The 15,376-nt window shown below is 60.1% G+C and carries 16 protein-coding genes; 14 read left to right on the top strand and 2 right to left on the bottom strand.

Going from position 1 to position 15,376, the window contains the following annotated elements:
* Positions 1-4: 4 nt before the first annotated feature.
* Entirely contained in the window at positions 5-595 is a 591-nt protein-coding gene (locus ASD95_RS27595; RefSeq protein ID WP_056728875.1) for an LON peptidase substrate-binding domain-containing protein, read from the top strand.
* A 225-nt stretch (positions 596-820) separates the two neighbouring features.
* Positions 821-1,189, top strand: coding sequence for a hypothetical protein (locus tag ASD95_RS27590; RefSeq protein WP_056728873.1), 369 nt, complete (start codon positions 821-823; stop codon positions 1,187-1,189).
* A gap of 194 nt (positions 1,190-1,383) precedes the next feature.
* Here the strand turns inward: ASD95_RS27590 and ASD95_RS27585 are convergent, their stop codons facing one another.
* Positions 1,384-2,700, bottom strand: a complete 1,317-nt coding sequence (locus ASD95_RS27585; protein WP_056728871.1) for a bifunctional DedA family/phosphatase PAP2 family protein — start codon at positions 2,698-2,700, stop codon at positions 1,384-1,386.
* A 194-nt stretch (positions 2,701-2,894) separates the two neighbouring features.
* On the bottom strand, positions 2,895-3,593 hold the full coding sequence (locus ASD95_RS27580) for a DNA-3-methyladenine glycosylase (protein ID WP_056728995.1): 699 nt from the start codon (positions 3,591-3,593) through the stop codon (positions 2,895-2,897).
* 189 nt (positions 3,594-3,782) lie between these two features.
* Between ASD95_RS27580 and ASD95_RS27575 the strand changes: the two genes are divergently transcribed.
* The 12 genes from ASD95_RS27575 (at position 3,783) to lipA (ending at position 15,242) form a co-directional block, all read left to right on the top strand.
* The gene (locus ASD95_RS27575; protein WP_056728869.1) at positions 3,783-5,054 is read left to right on the top strand and encodes a glutamate-5-semialdehyde dehydrogenase; all 1,272 of its coding nucleotides are present in this window, start codon (positions 3,783-3,785) and stop codon (positions 5,052-5,054) included.
* Position 5,055: 1 nt separating this feature from the next.
* On the top strand, positions 5,056-5,745 hold the full coding sequence (gene nadD, locus ASD95_RS27570) for a nicotinate-nucleotide adenylyltransferase (RefSeq protein WP_056728867.1): 690 nt from the start codon (positions 5,056-5,058) through the stop codon (positions 5,743-5,745).
* A 73-nt stretch (positions 5,746-5,818) separates the two neighbouring features.
* Positions 5,819-6,313, top strand: a complete 495-nt coding sequence (gene rsfS / locus ASD95_RS27565; RefSeq protein WP_007975896.1) for a ribosome silencing factor — start codon at positions 5,819-5,821, stop codon at positions 6,311-6,313.
* Positions 6,314-6,322: 9 nt separating this feature from the next.
* Positions 6,323-6,790, top strand: coding sequence for a 23S rRNA (pseudouridine(1915)-N(3))-methyltransferase RlmH (gene rlmH / locus ASD95_RS27560; protein ID WP_008052376.1), 468 nt, complete (start codon positions 6,323-6,325; stop codon positions 6,788-6,790).
* A gap of 10 nt (positions 6,791-6,800) precedes the next feature.
* Positions 6,801-8,696 (top strand): penicillin-binding protein 2, encoded by a 1,896-nt coding sequence (gene mrdA / locus ASD95_RS27555; RefSeq protein ID WP_056728865.1) that lies wholly within the window; start codon positions 6,801-6,803, stop codon positions 8,694-8,696.
* Between the two features lie 31 nt (positions 8,697-8,727).
* On the top strand, positions 8,728-9,831 hold the full coding sequence (gene rodA, locus ASD95_RS27550; protein ID WP_056728863.1) for a rod shape-determining protein RodA: 1,104 nt from the start codon (positions 8,728-8,730) through the stop codon (positions 9,829-9,831).
* 17 nt (positions 9,832-9,848) lie between these two features.
* Positions 9,849-10,859, top strand: coding sequence for a lytic murein transglycosylase B (gene mltB / locus ASD95_RS27545; RefSeq protein WP_056728861.1), 1,011 nt, complete (start codon positions 9,849-9,851; stop codon positions 10,857-10,859).
* Positions 10,859-11,869 carry a septal ring lytic transglycosylase RlpA family protein gene (locus ASD95_RS27540; protein ID WP_056728859.1) on the top strand — a complete coding sequence of 337 codons (1,011 nt, stop codon included), beginning with the start codon at positions 10,859-10,861 and terminating at the stop codon, positions 11,867-11,869. The genes mltB and ASD95_RS27540 overlap by 1 nt, the downstream gene beginning before the upstream one ends.
* A 185-nt stretch (positions 11,870-12,054) precedes the next feature.
* Positions 12,055-13,212: a D-alanyl-D-alanine carboxypeptidase family protein gene (locus ASD95_RS27535; RefSeq protein WP_056728857.1), complete on the top strand. Its 1,158-nt coding sequence runs from the start codon at positions 12,055-12,057 to the stop codon at positions 13,210-13,212.
* Positions 13,213-13,295: 83 nt separating this feature from the next.
* Positions 13,296-13,571, top strand: coding sequence for a DUF493 domain-containing protein (locus ASD95_RS27530; protein ID WP_056728855.1), 276 nt, complete (start codon positions 13,296-13,298; stop codon positions 13,569-13,571).
* Positions 13,571-14,218, top strand: a complete 648-nt coding sequence (gene lipB, locus ASD95_RS27525; protein ID WP_056728853.1) for a lipoyl(octanoyl) transferase LipB — start codon at positions 13,571-13,573, stop codon at positions 14,216-14,218. The genes ASD95_RS27530 and lipB overlap by 1 nt, the downstream gene beginning before the upstream one ends.
* A gap of 25 nt (positions 14,219-14,243) precedes the next feature.
* Entirely contained in the window at positions 14,244-15,242 is a 999-nt protein-coding gene (lipA, locus tag ASD95_RS27520; RefSeq protein ID WP_162130451.1) for a lipoyl synthase, read from the top strand.
* Positions 15,243-15,376 lie beyond the last annotated feature (134 nt).

Genomic DNA, 15,376 nt, shown 5'->3' with positions numbered 1-15,376 from the left:
GTCTATGAGTCTGCCGCTTTTTCCGCTCAATACAGTGCTGTTTCCAGGCTGCATCCTCGACTTGCAGATCTTCGAGGCGCGCTATCTGGACATGATCGGCCGCTGCATGAAGCAGGGCGGCGGGTTCGGCGTGGTATGCATCCTCGATGGTGAAGAAGTCGGTATCGCCCCGGCTGGATACGCCCTGGTCGGGTGCGAGGCGCTGATCACCGATTTCAAGCAGCAGGAAAACGGCCTGCTGGGGATCCGGGTTCAGGGCGGGCGGCGTTTCCATGTATTACGAACGGACGTCCAGCGCGATCAGTTGACCGTCGCCGAGGTCGAGTGGCTGGAAGACGAGCCGGAGCAACCGTTGCAGGACGAAGATGCCGACCTGGTGGCGCTGCTCAAGGCTTTGGCCGAACACCCGATGGTCGAAGCCTTGAACATGGGCACCGAAGCGACCGGCCAGCAGTCGCTGGCCAATCAATTGGCGTACCTGTTGCCCTTCGCTGAACTGGACAAGATCGACCTGCTGCAACTCGATGATCCGCAGCAACGACTGGATGCGATTCAGGCGTTGCTGGATGAGTTGCAGGGGGAGTTGTTTGCCTGATTAATAATGACAAACCAACGATTGTTTGGCTGGGTGTTGTTGTTTGGTTGGGTCATCAATTTAATGGTTGGTTGTTTAGGTGGGGGTGTAGTCAGTTTACCTGTCTGGTCGTTGTATTGATTTATAATAAATTCGGGTAGTGGTTTGTGTTGATCTGTAAAGTTCAGCTGATTATATTTGCGTTGCCTGCATGAGGCGGGCATTACATATATAAGGAGCTGTTTTGTGAGAGATTTAAGCGGTGATGAACGTACGTTGTGGGGGTTGTGCTTTTCCCGTGTCATGGTGAAGTATGTTTTTGTAAATACACCACAGGTCGACGTTGAGTTTGCGGCGAACTCGGCGGCGAATGCGGCGAGTGCGTTGATCCTGGCGCGACGTTCGGGTGAGGGTGCCAATCGCGATAGTTTTGAGCAACGACTCTGGGATGATTATGCGGGGGAGGCGATGATCAAATTCTCTACGCAAGTTCGTTGGAAGTTGGATGACTATGTTGCCGTCGCTCGTGAAGTTGCCAGGCATGCCGAAGTAGCCATTGAGAAATATCGTGGTGTTAGTGGCTCGAATTTGCCAAGCTTCCCTTTTGATGATTGAGATTTAATATAAGTCATCAGGAGTCGTTGTTGTTTGGTATGGAGGCGATTACTGGTTGACCTGCAGTGATTGAGTGAGTCACTGAAAAATTGATTGCCTGGCATTGTTGAGAAGATCGCAGTCTTTGGCAGCTTCTACAGGGCGAACACCCCATTCATGTAGGTGCGACTGAAGGCTGCGATCTTCTGTTTTATCTAGTACGCATATCGCAACATCGTATGCGGTAAATGCCGCAACACGAAGAAACCGAACAATGCCAGCAGCGCCGGCAACACCAGCCACCAGACCTTGGGCGGCAAAGCATTGAGCGGTTCTTTGCGCTGGATCAGCCACAGGCTGGCCGCGCAGACACACGCTGCCAGCATTGCGCCGGCCAATACATCCGTCGGCCAATGCGCTCCGAGGTAGACCCGCGAAAGCGAAATCGCCATTGCGGGCAGGCAGCCCACCAATAACCAGGTCAGACGCATCCGGGGCGGTTGCCCGCGGCCGGCCAGGACGGCGAGGGTCAGGAACAGCGCGAAAGACCCTGAAGCATGGCCGCTGGGCATGCTGTAGCTGGTGAGCGGGTCGCTCAACACCTCGGGGCGCACGCGGGCGAAAAAGTACTTGGTCGCGGTATTGGCCAGTGCCGTGAAGAGCAGCGTGCTGCCCGCGAAAATCGCGTGCTGCCATTGGCGCATCAGCAGCAGCAAACCGGTCAGTAGCGCACTGAACAGCAACATGTTGCGGAATTCGCCGATCAGCGTGAAGACCACCGCTACTTCATCCAGCAACGGTTTACGATGTTCCTGCACCAGCGTCATCACGCCTTGATCGAGTGCGGACAGGTGCGAATATCCGATAAACAGCCCCGCAAGAATCAGTAGACTCATCCCGGTAATGAACAATGTCGCGCGGCGATGCCGGCGCAGACTGCTGGTCGCGCTCAAGCCGACCATCAGAGCAATACTGCCGGCAACAACCCCGGCCTGGAGCCAGAAACCTTCGGGTAAAGGCAAGCGGATTGCCGCGCCCGTGGCCCAGCCAGGCATCAGATAAGCGACAGACCAACCCGCGCCGGCCAGCAGGCTGACAGCGAAGAAACGCGGGAAAGGCATGTCGCACATGCCGGCCACCATGGGCAGCATGGGCCGCAGGGGGCCGATAAAACGCCCGACCAGCAGGCTGGCGATGCCGTAGCGCTGGAAATATGACTCGGCCCCGGCGATCCATTCCGGATGATGGCGCAAGCCCGGCAGGCGCCGGATGTTCTGATGGAAGTGCCGTCCCAGAAAATACGAAATGACGTCACCCAGCACCCCGGCGACGAAACCCAGCAAGAGCGTCTCACTGAGCGTCAGCGCGCCACTGCCTGCCAGTACCGCCACGGCGAACAGTAACACCGTGCCGGGAACGATCAGCCCGGCAATCGCCAGGCATTCCACAAAGGCCACGATGAATACCGCTGCCGCCAGCCACTGCGGGTTGACCGCCAACCATCCGGTCACGCTATCGAGCCATGGGCCCATAAAAACCACTCCATCAAATGTTCAATTGCTTCCAGGGGATAAGTGCAACTTTGAATACGCCACTGACCCCTGTGGGAGCGGGCTTGCCCGCGAATAGGCCCTATCGGTCAATATTGACGTCGCCTGACACGCCGCCTTCGCGGGCAAGCCCGCTCCCACAGGGGATCTCCGTTTGCATCAAGTCTGAGCCAATCTCAGGTCAGCACAAAATAATCGCGACCTTCGACCTGGCCCCGTCGTAGCGGGTTGCGCGTGCAATAAGCCGCGTAGGCTGCATCGACGAAGCGGTACATCAGGTGTTCATCGCGCCCGTGGGGGATGCCCAGCCGCGTGGTCTGGATGATGTGGGCGGGCGTCTGGCCGACGTGTTCCACCAGCAGCACCTCATGATCGAAGCGTTTGGCGTCCCACACCGGTACTTTCAGGCCCAGTGCCTTGCACAACAGGGTTTGCCCGGCGCAGAGTTTTTGTGACGGGCGAGGGCGGCCCTGGGCATCGGGATTGTTCAATAGCATCTGTGCAAGGCTGGCAGGCCCGCTCAATTGATCGACCCACGGGTAGGCGGATTTGATCAGCACGGCGTTACCTGGACCCTGGGCACTGAAGTTCAGTGAATCGCCGCCCCGGGCGTAATACATATAGATGTGGCCGCCATCCAGAAACAAAGCCTTACGTTTTTCTGTGTAGCCGAGGGACGCGTGGCTACCCTTTTCTGCACAGTAATAGGCTTCGGTCTCGATGATCCTGGCACTGAGCCACAGGTCACCAACCCGATGGCGAATGACTTTGCCCAGTAAGTCCCGGGCCAGAATTTTCGCGTCACGGTCGAAAAACGCGTCCGGGAGGCCCGTGGGCAGGCTCACGGCGGACGCTCGAACAGTCAGGTTGGACATGATGACCGGCATTTGTCAGGGCTGAATGAGTCGTGATGATAACAATTTGCGGCTTAATCCCGGCTGAACATCGGCAAATTGCCCTCCATTTCGACCATCCGCCTGTCACCGCTGTTAGTCAGTGGGCGCGACAGCTATAATCTGTCGCTTTACTCTTTACCAAGACCTAATCAAAGACCACGCCAGACCATGACTGAGTCCGTTCTTGACTATATGACCCGCCTGGGTCGCGCTGCCCGCGAAGCTTCCCGCGTGATCGGCCGTGCCAGTACCGCGCAGAAGAACCGCGCCCTGCAGGCCACCGCCAACGCGCTGGACGCTGCCCGCGCCGAGCTGACGGCGGCCAATGAACAGGATTTGGCCGCCGGTCGTGCCAATGGTCTTGAGCCGGCCCTGCTCGAACGCCTGGCGCTGACCCCGGCGCGTATCGATGGCATGATCGTCGGCCTGCGTCAGGTAGCGGCCCTGCCGGACCCGGTAGGCGCGATCCGCGACATGAGCTTCCGTCCGTCCGGTATTCAGGTCGGCAAGATGCGTGTGCCGTTGGGCGTGATCGGAATCATCTACGAGTCGCGGCCGAACGTGACCATCGATGCCGCGAGCCTGTGCCTGAAGTCCGGTAACGCAACCATCCTGCGTGGCGGTTCCGAGGCGATTCATTCCAATCGCGCCATCGCCGCCTGCATTCAGCGTGGCCTGGCCGAGGCCGATCTGCCGGCCGCGGTGGTGCAAGTGGTCGAAACCACCGATCGCGCTGCCGTCGGCGCGCTGATCACCATGCCTGAGTACGTCGATGTCATCGTACCGCGCGGCGGCCGTGGCCTGATCGAGCGCGTCAGCCGTGATGCCCGTGTCCCGGTGATCAAGCACCTGGACGGCATCTGCCACGTTTACGTGAGTGAACATGCCGACCTGACCAAGGCCCAGCGCATCGCGTTCAACGCCAAGACTTACCGTTATGGCATCTGCGGAGCCATGGAAACGCTGCTGGTGGATCAAACCGTCGCCAAGGAGTTCCTGCCGGCGATGGCTGCCCAGTTCCGCGAAAAAGGCGTCGAGCTGCGCGGTTGCGAGCGCACCCGGGCGATCATCGAGGCCGTGCCGGCCACCGAGCAAGACTGGAGCACCGAGTACCTGGCGGCAATTCTGTCGATCCGCGTGGTCGACGGACTGGACCAGGCCATCGAACACATCAATCATTACGGCTCCCATCACACCGATTCGATTGTCAGCGAACACCAGGGCGACACCCGGCGTTTCGTGGCTGAAGTCGATTCCTCGTCGGTGATGATCAATACCCCGACATGCTTCGCCGATGGCTTCGAATACGGATTGGGTGCCGAGATCGGCATTTCTACTGATAAGCTGCACGCCCGCGGCCCGGTGGGCCTCGAAGGACTGACCTGCGAGAAGTACATCGTGGTCGGCGACGGGCAGCTGCGCGGACAGGAGCCGGTCTGACTTGGGCGACTTCGACCCGTCAGCCCCGGTCACTGCCAGCGAGCCAGCCCCTCGCCGCATTGGCGTGCTGGGCGGAACGTTCGACCCGGTGCACATCGGCCATTTGCGCGGTGCGCTGGAAGTCGCCGAAACCCTGGCCCTCGATGAGTTGCGCCTGACACCCAGTGCCAGGCCGCCCCATCGGGACAAGCCGCAGGTGTCGGCAAAAGACCGTCTGGCGATGGTCGAGTGCGCGGTGGCCGGTGTGGCGCCGTTGGTGGTGGACGCCCGCGAATTGCAGCGGGACAAACCGTCCTACACCATTGATACCCTGGAACTGATGCGCGCCGAACTGGCCGAATCCGACCAGGTTTTTCTGCTTTTGGGCTGGGACGCTTTTTGCGGCCTGCCCACTTGGCACCGCTGGGAAGAGTTGCTCCAGCATTGCCATATCCTGGTGTTGCAACGCCCGGATGCCGACAGCGAACCGCCGGATGCCTTGCGCAACCTGCTGGCAGCGCGCTCGGTGAGCGACCCGCTGGCCCTCAAAGGGCCGAGCGGACAGATTGCATTCGTCTGGCAGACACCGCTCGCGGTATCCGCCACCCAGATCCGTCAACTGCTGGCCAGCGGTAAGTCGGTACGTTTCCTGGTGCCCGACGCGGTCCTGGCCTACATCGATGCGCACGGTCTGTACCGTGCGTCGAACTGAATAGGAGTGCCTCAAGGCACGTGGCAACAACGTGTATTGAAGCGCCCGAACATACGAGCAAAACGAGTTTTATATGACGAGCAACAACGAAAGCAAAGTAAAACGCAAAGGCACATTCAAGAGTGCCCCGTTGCCGGAAAAGGTCCTCGCCGCCGAGCCGCCTAAAGGCGACGAGCTGGTCAAGATCGCCGTAGCCGCCCTGGAAGACGTCAAGGCCCAGGACGTGCTGGTGATTGATGTTCGCGACAAGCAGAGCATCACTGACTACATGATCATCGCCACCGGTACCTCCAACCGCCAGATCGGCGCGATGCTGGACAAGGTTCGCGAGGCCGTCAAAGCCCTGGGTATCAAGCCGCTGGGTGAAGAAGGCAAGGGCGACAGCGACTGGGTGCTGTTGGACATGGACGACGTGATCGTTCATATGATGACCTCCAACGCCCGTCAGTTCTACGACCTGGAGCGCCTGTGGAAAGGTGCCGAGCAGAGCCGTGCAGCCGATGGCAAGCACCACAGCCCTGAAGTTGGTCACGAGCACTTCAACAAGCTCAACAAAGACCAGGAATAAGGGACCGCTGTGCGACTGCGACTGATCGCCGTCGGTTCACGCATGCCCAAATGGGTGGAAGAAGGCTGGCATGAATATGCCAAGCGTCTTCCGTCCGAGCTGGCGCTGGAACTGGTGGAAATTCCGCTCAATACCCGTGGCAAGAACGCCGACGTGGCCCGTTTCATCCGCCAGGAAGGCGAAGCCATGCTGGCCAAGGTCGGGCCGAACGAGCGGATTGTCACTCTCGAAGTCCATGGCAAGCCCTGGAGCACCGAGCAACTGGCGGTCGAACTCGATCGCTGGCGGCTGGACTCACGCACCGTCAACTTCATGGTCGGTGGCCCCGAAGGGCTGGCGCCGGAAGTCTGTGCGCGGGCTGACCAGCGCTGGTCGTTGTCGCCGCTGACCTTGCCGCACCCGCTGGTGCGGATCCTGATCGGCGAACAGATGTACCGTGCCTGGACCGTGCTGTCCGGTCACCCTTACCACAAGTAGTTCTGCCCCCATGTCCCAGCCGATCCGCATCAAGGACCACGAAAAAGACGCCCGTCTGGTGCGTGGGCGCGTCGTGTTCGGCGCAATTGCGGTGGTAGCGCTGATTGGCGTACTGATCGCTCGCCTGTATTTCTTGCAAGTGATCCAGTACGAGTACCATTCGACCCTGTCGGAAAACAACCGCGTCCATGTGCAGCCGATTCCACCCACTCGCGGGCTGATTTTCGACCGCAATGGCGTTGTGATTGCCGACAACCGGCCCAGTTTCAGCCTGAGCATGACCCGCGAGCGTTCTGGCGATTGGCAGCAAGTACTCGACGTGATCGTCGAAGTGCTGGAGCTGACACCCGAGGACCGGGTGATCTTTGAGAAGCGCATGCGTCAGGGGCGTCGGCCGTTCGAGCCGGTGCCGATCCTGTTTGAGCTGACTGAAGAGCAGATCGCGCGAATTGCCGTGAACCAGTTCAGGCTGCCGGGGGTGGAAGTGGTCGCGCAACTGGTTCGTCACTATCCCCAGGGCGCGCATTTTGCGCACTCGGTGGGCTACATGGGGCGGATCAACGAGAAAGAGCTCAAGTCTCTGGACCCGGTCAGTTATAGCGGCACCCATCAGATCGGCAAAACCGGCATCGAGCGCTTTTATGAGCCGGAGCTGCATGGTCAGGTGGGTTACGAGGAGGTCGAGACCAACGCTCGGGGCCGTGTATTGCGGGTGCTCAAGCGCACCGAACCGGTTTCCGGCAAAGACATCGTCCTGAGCCTGGACATCAAATTGCAGGAAGCCGCCGAAGCCGCGCTCGGCGGTCGTCGTGGTGCGGTGGTTGCCCTGAACCCGAAAACCGGCGAGGTGCTGGCGATGGTCAGTCAGCCGAGCTTCGATCCGAACCTGTTCGTCACCGGCATCAGTTCCAAGGCCTATTCCGAACTGCGCGACTCCATCGACCGGCCGCTGTTCAACCGCGTATTGCGCGGTCTGTACCCGCCGGGTTCGACCATCAAGCCTGCTGTGGCGATTGCCGGTCTGGATTCGGGCGTGGTGACGGCCTCGACCCGGGTGTTCGACCCCGGTTACTACATGCTGCCCAACTACGATCACAAGTACCGCAACTGGAACCGCACCGGTGATGGTTTTGTCGACCTCGACACGGCGATCATGCGTTCCAACGACACTTACTTCTATGACCTTGCCCACAAGCTGGGGATCGATCGGTTGTCGTCGTATCTGTCCAAGTTCGGTATCGGTCAGAAGGTTTCCCTGGACATGTTCGAGGAATCGCCGGGTCTGATGCCGACCCGCGAATGGAAGCGCGCGACCCGTCGCCAGGCATGGTTCCCGGGCGAAACGCTGATTCTCGGGATCGGTCAGGGCTACATGCAGTCGACCCCACTGCAGCTGGCCCAGGCCACGGCGCTGGTGGCCAACAAAGGCATCTGGAACCGTCCTCACCTGGCCAAGACCATCGAAGGCGAGAAACCGGTGGATCAGAACCCGATGCCGGACATTATCCTGCGCGATCCGTCTGACTGGACCAAGGTCAACCACGGCATGCAGCAGGTGATGCACGGCGCCCGCGGTACCGCACGCAAGGCTTCGATCGGTGCGCAGTACCGTATCGCGGGCAAGAGTGGTACGGCCCAGGTGGTCGCGATCAAGCAGGGCGAGAAGTACGACCGCTCCAAGGTTCAGGAGCGCCACCGCGACCACGCCTTGTTCGTGGGCTTCGCCCCGGCGGACGATCCGCAGATCGTGGTGTCGGTGATGGTCGAGAACGGTGAGTCCGGCTCCGGCGTCGCCGCGCCAGTCGTGCGTCAGATCATGGACGCCTGGTTGCTCGACCAGAACGGGCACCTCAAAGCCGAATACGCCAGCCCTACTAGCGCGGAGGCCACGGCCCGTGATGAATAATTTTGATCGCATGCTCTCCAGTGAGGATGTGATGCGTCGCCGTGCGACGCTGCTACAACGCCTGCACATTGACGGCCCGCTGCTGATCCTGCTGCTGACCCTCGCCGCCGGCAGCCTGTTCGTGCTGTATTCGGCCAGCGGCAAGAGCTGGGATCTGCTGGGCAAGCAAGCCACTTCGTTTGGCATCGGCCTGGTGTCGATGATCGTCATCGCCCAGTTCGAGCCGCGATTCATGGCACGCTGGGTGCCACTGGGCTACGTGGTCGGGGTGATGCTGTTGCTGGTGGTGGACATCATGGGCCACAACGCCATGGGCGCTACCCGCTGGATCAATATTCCCGGGGTGATTCGCTTCCAGCCCTCGGAATTCATGAAGATCCTGATGCCGGCGACCATTGCCTGGTATTTGTCCAAACGCACATTGCCGCCCCAGCTCAAACATGTGGGCGTCAGCCTGATGCTGATCGGCGTGCCGTTCATTCTGATCGTGCGGCAACCGGACCTGGGCACTTCGCTGCTGATCCTGGCCGGCGGCGCATTCGTGCTGTTCATGGGTGGCCTGCGCTGGCGCTGGATCCTCAGCGTGCTGGCCGCCGCCGTTCCCGTGGCGATTGCCATGTGGTTCTTCATCATGCACGACTACCAGAAGCAGCGAATCCTGACGTTCCTCGACCCGGAGAGCGATCCGCTCGGTACCGGCTGGAACATCATCCAGTCCAAGGCCGCCATCGGCTCCGGTGGTGTGTTCGGCAAGGGCTGGTTGCTGGGTACCCAGTCGCACTTGGACTTCCTGCCGGAAAGCCATACCGACTTCATCATTGCGGTACTGGGTGAAGAGTTCGGCCTGGTGGGGATCTGCGCGCTGTTGCTGATCTACCTGCTGTTGATCGGCCGCGGCCTGGTGATTACCGCCCAAGCGCAGACATTGTTCGGCAAGTTGCTCGCGGGCAGCCTGACCATGACGTTTTTTGTTTATGTTTTCGTCAACATCGGTATGGTCAGTGGCCTGTTGCCGGTGGTGGGGGTGCCGTTGCCTTTCATTAGCTACGGAGGAACTTCGCTGGTGACGCTACTGTCAGCGTTTGGGGTTTTGATGTCGATCCATACCCATCGCAAGTGGATCGCGCAGGTTTGAATAAGGTGAAATTTTCAATGCAAGTAATGCGTGGCTGGGCGACTCGATACGCGCCATGGGTCGGCCTGGTAAGCATCCTTGGCACCATGCAGGAAGCGTTGGCCAGCGACTACGAAGGCTCACCCCAGGTGGCCGAATTCGTCGGTGAAATGACCCGCGACTACGGTTTCGCCGGTGAGCAATTGATGGGCGTGTTCCGCGAGGCCGAGCGCAAGCAGTCGATTCTGGACGCCATCTCGAAACCCGCCGAACGGGTTAAGCAGTGGAGCGAATATCGCCCGATGTTCATCACCGATGCGCGCATCGCCCGGGGTGTGGATTTCTGGCGTCAGCACGAAGCGGTGCTGGCCCGTGCCGAGCAGGAATACGGCGTGCCGGCCCAGGTGATTGTCTCGATCATCGGCGTTGAAACCTTTTTCGGCCGTAATACCGGAAATTTCCGGGTGATCGATGCCTTGTCGACCCTGGGTTTCGACTATCCTCCCCGTGCCGAGTTTTTCCGCAAGGAGTTGCGTGAGTTCCTGCTGCTGGCCCGTGAAGAGCAGGTCGATCCATTGACGCTCAAAGGCTCCTACGCCGGCGCAATGGGATTGCCGCAATTCATGCCGAGCAGTTTCCGCGCCTATGCGGTGGATTTCGACGGTGATGGCCATATCAACATCTGGACCAACCCGGACGATGCCATCGGCAGTGTCGCCAGTTACTTCAAGCGTCATGGCTGGGTTGCAGGCGAACCGGTGGTCAGCCGCGCCGATGTCCGTGGCGATCAGGTCGACGAAGGTCTGACCACAGGAATCGAACCGACGAAAACCGTCGGGGAGTTGCGAGCCCTGGGGTGGTCAAGTCATGATGCGCTGCGCGATGATATGCCGGTTACTGCGTTCCGCCTGGAAGGCGACAATGGCCCCGAGTACTGGATGGGCCTGAAGAATTTTTACGCGATCACGCGATATAACCGCAGCGTGATGTACGCCATGGCCGTACATCAACTGTCTGAACAGCTGGTCCAAGCACGGGGCGTCAAGTAATGCGGGCATTGCCTATCAATAAACCCCTGAAGCTGATGGCATTCGCCGCGCTGGCAGTGCTGGTCGCCAGTTGTTCGACCAGCCGCGCGCCAGCCCAGAAGACCAGCACCGCCGCCGTGCGCACGACGCCGGGGCTGGACATCAACCGCGCCCACAAGGATGGCGCGCCATGGTGGGATGTCGATGTTTCGCGCATCCCGGATGCCACGCCGACCCTGCATACCGGCCCGTACAAGGCCAACCCGTACACCGTGCTGGGCAAGACATACTTTCCGCTGCAAGAGTCCAAGACCTACGTGCAGTCGGGCACGGCGTCCTGGTACGGCACCAAGTTCCACGGTCAGAACACTGCCAACGGCGAAGTGTATGACCTGTACGGCATGAGTGCCGCGCACAAGACATTGCCACTGCCAAGCTACGTCCGGGTGACCAACCTGGACAACAACAAGAGCGTGATTCTGCGAGTCAACGACCGCGGTCCGTTCTACTCGGACCGGATCATCGACTTGTCCTACGCTGCCGCCAAGAAGCTCGGTTACGCCGAAACCGGCACGGCGCGGGTCAAGGTCGAGGGCATCGACCCGCAGCAATGGTGGGCCGCCAAGGGCCGTCCGGCACCATTAATGCTCAACGAACCGAAAGTCGCGCAGAATAGCGCCCCGGTGATTACGGCTTCGGCCGGTACCGTTGAGCAATGGACACCGCCGCCGCAGCAACACGCCGCCGCGGTGGTGCCTGTGCAGCTTGATGCAAAAAAAAACGCTTCTGCATCAGCCTCTGGCCAGTATCTGCAGGTGGGCGCGTTCGCCAACCCGGACGCTGCAGAACTCCTGAGATCGAAGCTCAGCGGGATGGTGAGCGCTCCGGTGTTCATCAGCTCGATCGTGCGCAATCAGCAGACCCTGCATCGGGTTCGCCTGGGCCCGATCGGATCGCCGGGTGAAATCCAGCAGGTGCAGAATAGTGTCCGGCTGGCCAATCTCGGTTCGCCAAGCGTTGTGACTGAGTAATACGTAGGACTTGATTGACGGTTCATCTGCGGTTTTGGGGGGTGAACCAGGTTGTTGGCTCTTCGAAGAACAAAAGCCCGGCAAAGGGTGATTGGAGTGAGCAACTGAACACGCGATGACTCGTTAGAAAGTCATCTGATTAGTTTTGCCCTTGGGCAGTTTCCATTAGCGATTTCGAGAGACGGATGAACATCACCACCTTTGCCAAACGCCTGTTCCTGCTAGTCCCGCTGCTTCTCTCACCCGCCGCATTCGCGGTCGAGATGATGCCTTCGCCACCACAACTGGCCGCCAAGGCCTATGTGCTCATGGATGCCAGCAGCGGCAACGTGCTGGTCGAGAACAATGGTGACCAGCGTCTGCCACCGGCCAGCCTGACCAAGCTGATGACCGCGTACATCGCGACCCTGGAAATCCGTCGTGGCCAGATCGGCGAAAACGACCCGGTAACCGTCAGCGAAAACGCCTGGCGTACCGGCGGTTCGCGGATGTTCATCAAGGTCGGCTCTCAGGTCACCGTCAGCGACCTGCTGCACGGCATCATCATCCAGTCGGGCAACGACGCCAGTGTTGCGCTCTCCGAGCACATCGCCGGCAGCGAAGACGCGTTCGCCGACATGATGAACAAAACCGTTGGCGACCTGGGCATGACCAACAGCCACTTCATGAACCCGACCGGACTGCCGAACCCGGAGCACTATTCTTCGGCTCACGACATGGCTGTGCTGGCTCGCGCGATCATCCACGAAGACCCGGCTCACTACGCGATCTACTCGCAGAAAGAGTTCTTCTGGAACGGCATCAAGCAGCCGAACCGCAACCTGCTGTTGTGGCGTGACAAGACCGTCGACGGTCTGAAAACCGGCCACACCGACGAAGCCGGCTACTGCATGGTGTCCTCGGCCGTACGTGATGGCATGCGCCTGATCGCCGTGGTCTTCGGCACCAATAGCGAAGTGGCCCGTGCCGCCGAAACCCAGAAGCTGCTGACCTACGGTTTCCGTTTCTTCGAAACCCAGACCTTCTACCAGAAGGGCACCGAGCTGGCTCAGGCTCCAGTCTGGAAAGGTTCCACCAACCAGGTCAAGGCTGGCCTGGCGCAAGACCTGACCATGACCCTGCCAAAAGGCCAGCTGAAAAAGCTCGCTGCCAGCATGACCATGAACCCGCAGCTGATCGCGCCAATCGCCAAAGGCGACGTGATCGGTAAAGTCGAAGTCAAACTGGACGACAAGGTGGTGCACAGCGCCGATCTGATCGCCCTGGATGGCGTCGAAGAGGGTGGTATCTTCCGCCGCATGTGGGATAGCATCCGTCTATTCTTCTACGGCTTGTTCAACTGATAGTGTGCACCTGCATGGCCCTGCGCTGATCCGGCGCGGGGCTTTGCCGTCGCCACGGCTTACGCTTACGAGGCCGTTACGCCATGACCGATACCGAAGTAAAGGCGCCAAAGATCGAGTTCCCTGCCAATGATTACCCGGTTAAGGTGATCAGCGACACCGGCGTGGGCAACAAGGACAGAATCATCGACATCGTCAGCAAGTACGCCAAGATCAATGATGAGCGTATTGACGAGCGCCAGAGCAGCAACGGCAAATACACCACGATTCAGTTGCACATCGTCGCGACGGACCAGGACCAGCTGTACAACATCAACAGCGAACTGCGGGCAACCGGTTTCGTGCACATGGTGTTGTGATGTCAGGCACGCTGGGCTTTCGTGAACTTGGCCAGATGGCTTACGAGCCGGTCTGGCACGCCATGCAACGCTTCACCAACGAACGCGGCAGCGATGCCGCCGACGAGATCTGGCTGGTGGAACACCCTGCGGTGTTCACACAGGGCCAGGCCGGCAAGGCCGAGCACCTGCTGCTTCCCGGTGATATCCCGGTGGTGCAGGTTGACCGTGGTGGTCAGGTGACCTACCACGGCCCCGGCCAGTTGGTGGCTTATCTGCTGCTGGACGTGCGCAAGCTCGGATTTGGCGTGCGCGATCTGGTCAGCCGGATGGAGCTCTGCCTGATCGAGCTACTGGCCAGTTACGGTGTCACCGCCGTGGCCAAGCCCGATGCACCGGGTGTCTACGTCGACGGGGCGAAAATCGCCTCCCTGGGTCTACGGATCCGCCACGGCTGTTCCTTTCATGGCCTGGCCTTGAACGTGGACATGAACCTGGAACCGTTTCGACGGATTAATCCCTGCGGCTATGCCGGGCTGGCGATGACCCAGCTGAGCGATCACGCAGGATCGATTGAATTTGCCGAGGTAAGTGCCCGGCTGCGCGCGCAGCTCGTCAAACACCTCGACTATGCTGAGCAGACGACCCTGACGGGCGGAATCGACTGATATGACTACTGATGCAGTGCAAACCATGATCCCGACGCTCGATGTCTCCGAGCGCCCGGCCCCGCGTCCCAAGGTTGAAGCGGGCGTCAAGCTGCGCGGCGCCGAAAAGGTTGCACGCATCCCGGTAAAGATCATTCCCACCACCGAACTGCCGAAGAAACCAGACTGGATTCGTGTACGCATCCCGGTTTCGCCGGAAGTCGACCGCATCAAGGCCCTGCTGCGCAAACATAAGCTGCACAGTGTGTGCGAAGAGGCGTCCTGCCCGAACCTGGGCGAGTGCTTCTCCGGTGGCACCGCGACTTTCATGATCATGGGTGACATCTGCACCCGTCGCTGCCCGTTCTGCGATGTTGGCCACGGTCGTCCGAAGCCACTGGACGTCAACGAGCCGGAAAGCCTGGCCATTGCCATTGCCGACCTGCGCCTGAAGTACGTGGTGATCACCTCGGTGGACCGCGACGACCTGCGTGACGGCGGTGCCCAGCACTTTGCCGACTGCATCCGTGAAATCCGCAAACTGTCGCCGAACGTGCAGCTCGAGACCCTGGTCCCGGACTACCGTGGTCGCATGGACATCGCACTGGAAATCACCGCTGCCGAGCCGCCGGATGTATTCAACCACAACCTGGAAACCGTGCCGCGCCTGTACAAGGCTGCGCGTCCGGGTTCGGACTACCAGTGGTCGCTGACCCTGCTGCAACGCTTCAAGCAGATGATGCCGCACATTCCGACCAAGTCCGGCCTGATGCTGGGCCTGGGCGAGACCGACGAAGAAGTCATCGAAGTCATGAAGCGCATGCGCGAGCACGACATCGACATGCTGACCCTGGGCCAGTACCTGCAGCCGTCCCGCAGCCACTTGCCGGTGCAGCGCTTCGTGCACCCGGACACCTTCGCCTGGTTCGCCGAGGAAGGCTACAAGATGGGCTTCAAGAACGTTGCCTCGGGTCCGCTGGTACGCTCCTCGTATCACGCTGACGAACAGGCCAAGCTGGTCAAGGCCGAGCTGATGTCGTCCTGATCGACGCAATGAAATGAAAAGCGCCCGCACGGCATCCAGCCTCGCGGGCGTTTTTTTGCCTGGCCTACGGCAATGGCTGTTTTTTCCTGCAACCTGCGGGGCAACGGTTCCTCTTCTGTTTGTCCCCGTTCCTG

Source organism: Pseudomonas sp. Root71, assembly GCF_001429045.1.
Lineage (GTDB): Bacteria > Pseudomonadota > Gammaproteobacteria > Pseudomonadales > Pseudomonadaceae > Aquipseudomonas > Aquipseudomonas monachiensis.
The sequence above is the reverse complement of the archived record's forward strand: the minus strand, read 5'-3'. Positions and strand labels throughout refer to the sequence as shown.

Excerpts from the sequence above, each read along its gene's own strand:
- ASD95_RS27540 (WP_056728859.1), top strand. The coding sequence starts at position 10,859 with ATGCGGGCATTGCCTATCAATAAACCCCTGAAGCTGATGGCATTCGCC.
- lipA (WP_162130451.1), top strand. The coding sequence starts at position 14,244 with ATGATCCCGACGCTCGATGTCTCCGAGCGCCCGGCCCCGCGTCCCAAG.
- mltB (WP_056728861.1), top strand. The coding sequence starts at position 9,849 with ATGCAAGTAATGCGTGGCTGGGCGACTCGATACGCGCCATGGGTCGGC.
- ASD95_RS27595 (WP_056728875.1), top strand. The coding sequence starts at position 5 with ATGAGTCTGCCGCTTTTTCCGCTCAATACAGTGCTGTTTCCAGGCTGC.
- ASD95_RS27575 (WP_056728869.1), top strand. The coding sequence starts at position 3,783 with ATGACTGAGTCCGTTCTTGACTATATGACCCGCCTGGGTCGCGCTGCC.
- ASD95_RS27585 (WP_056728871.1), bottom strand. The coding sequence starts at position 2,700 with ATGGGCCCATGGCTCGATAGCGTGACCGGATGGTTGGCGGTCAACCCG.
- mrdA (WP_056728865.1), top strand. The coding sequence starts at position 6,801 with ATGTCCCAGCCGATCCGCATCAAGGACCACGAAAAAGACGCCCGTCTG.
- lipB (WP_056728853.1), top strand. The coding sequence starts at position 13,571 with ATGTCAGGCACGCTGGGCTTTCGTGAACTTGGCCAGATGGCTTACGAG.
- rsfS (WP_007975896.1), top strand. The coding sequence starts at position 5,819 with ATGACGAGCAACAACGAAAGCAAAGTAAAACGCAAAGGCACATTCAAG.
- ASD95_RS27580 (WP_056728995.1), bottom strand. The coding sequence starts at position 3,593 with ATGTCCAACCTGACTGTTCGAGCGTCCGCCGTGAGCCTGCCCACGGGC.
- ASD95_RS27535 (WP_056728857.1), top strand. The coding sequence starts at position 12,055 with ATGAACATCACCACCTTTGCCAAACGCCTGTTCCTGCTAGTCCCGCTG.
- ASD95_RS27530 (WP_056728855.1), top strand. The coding sequence starts at position 13,296 with ATGACCGATACCGAAGTAAAGGCGCCAAAGATCGAGTTCCCTGCCAAT.
- rodA (WP_056728863.1), top strand. The coding sequence starts at position 8,728 with ATGCGTCGCCGTGCGACGCTGCTACAACGCCTGCACATTGACGGCCCG.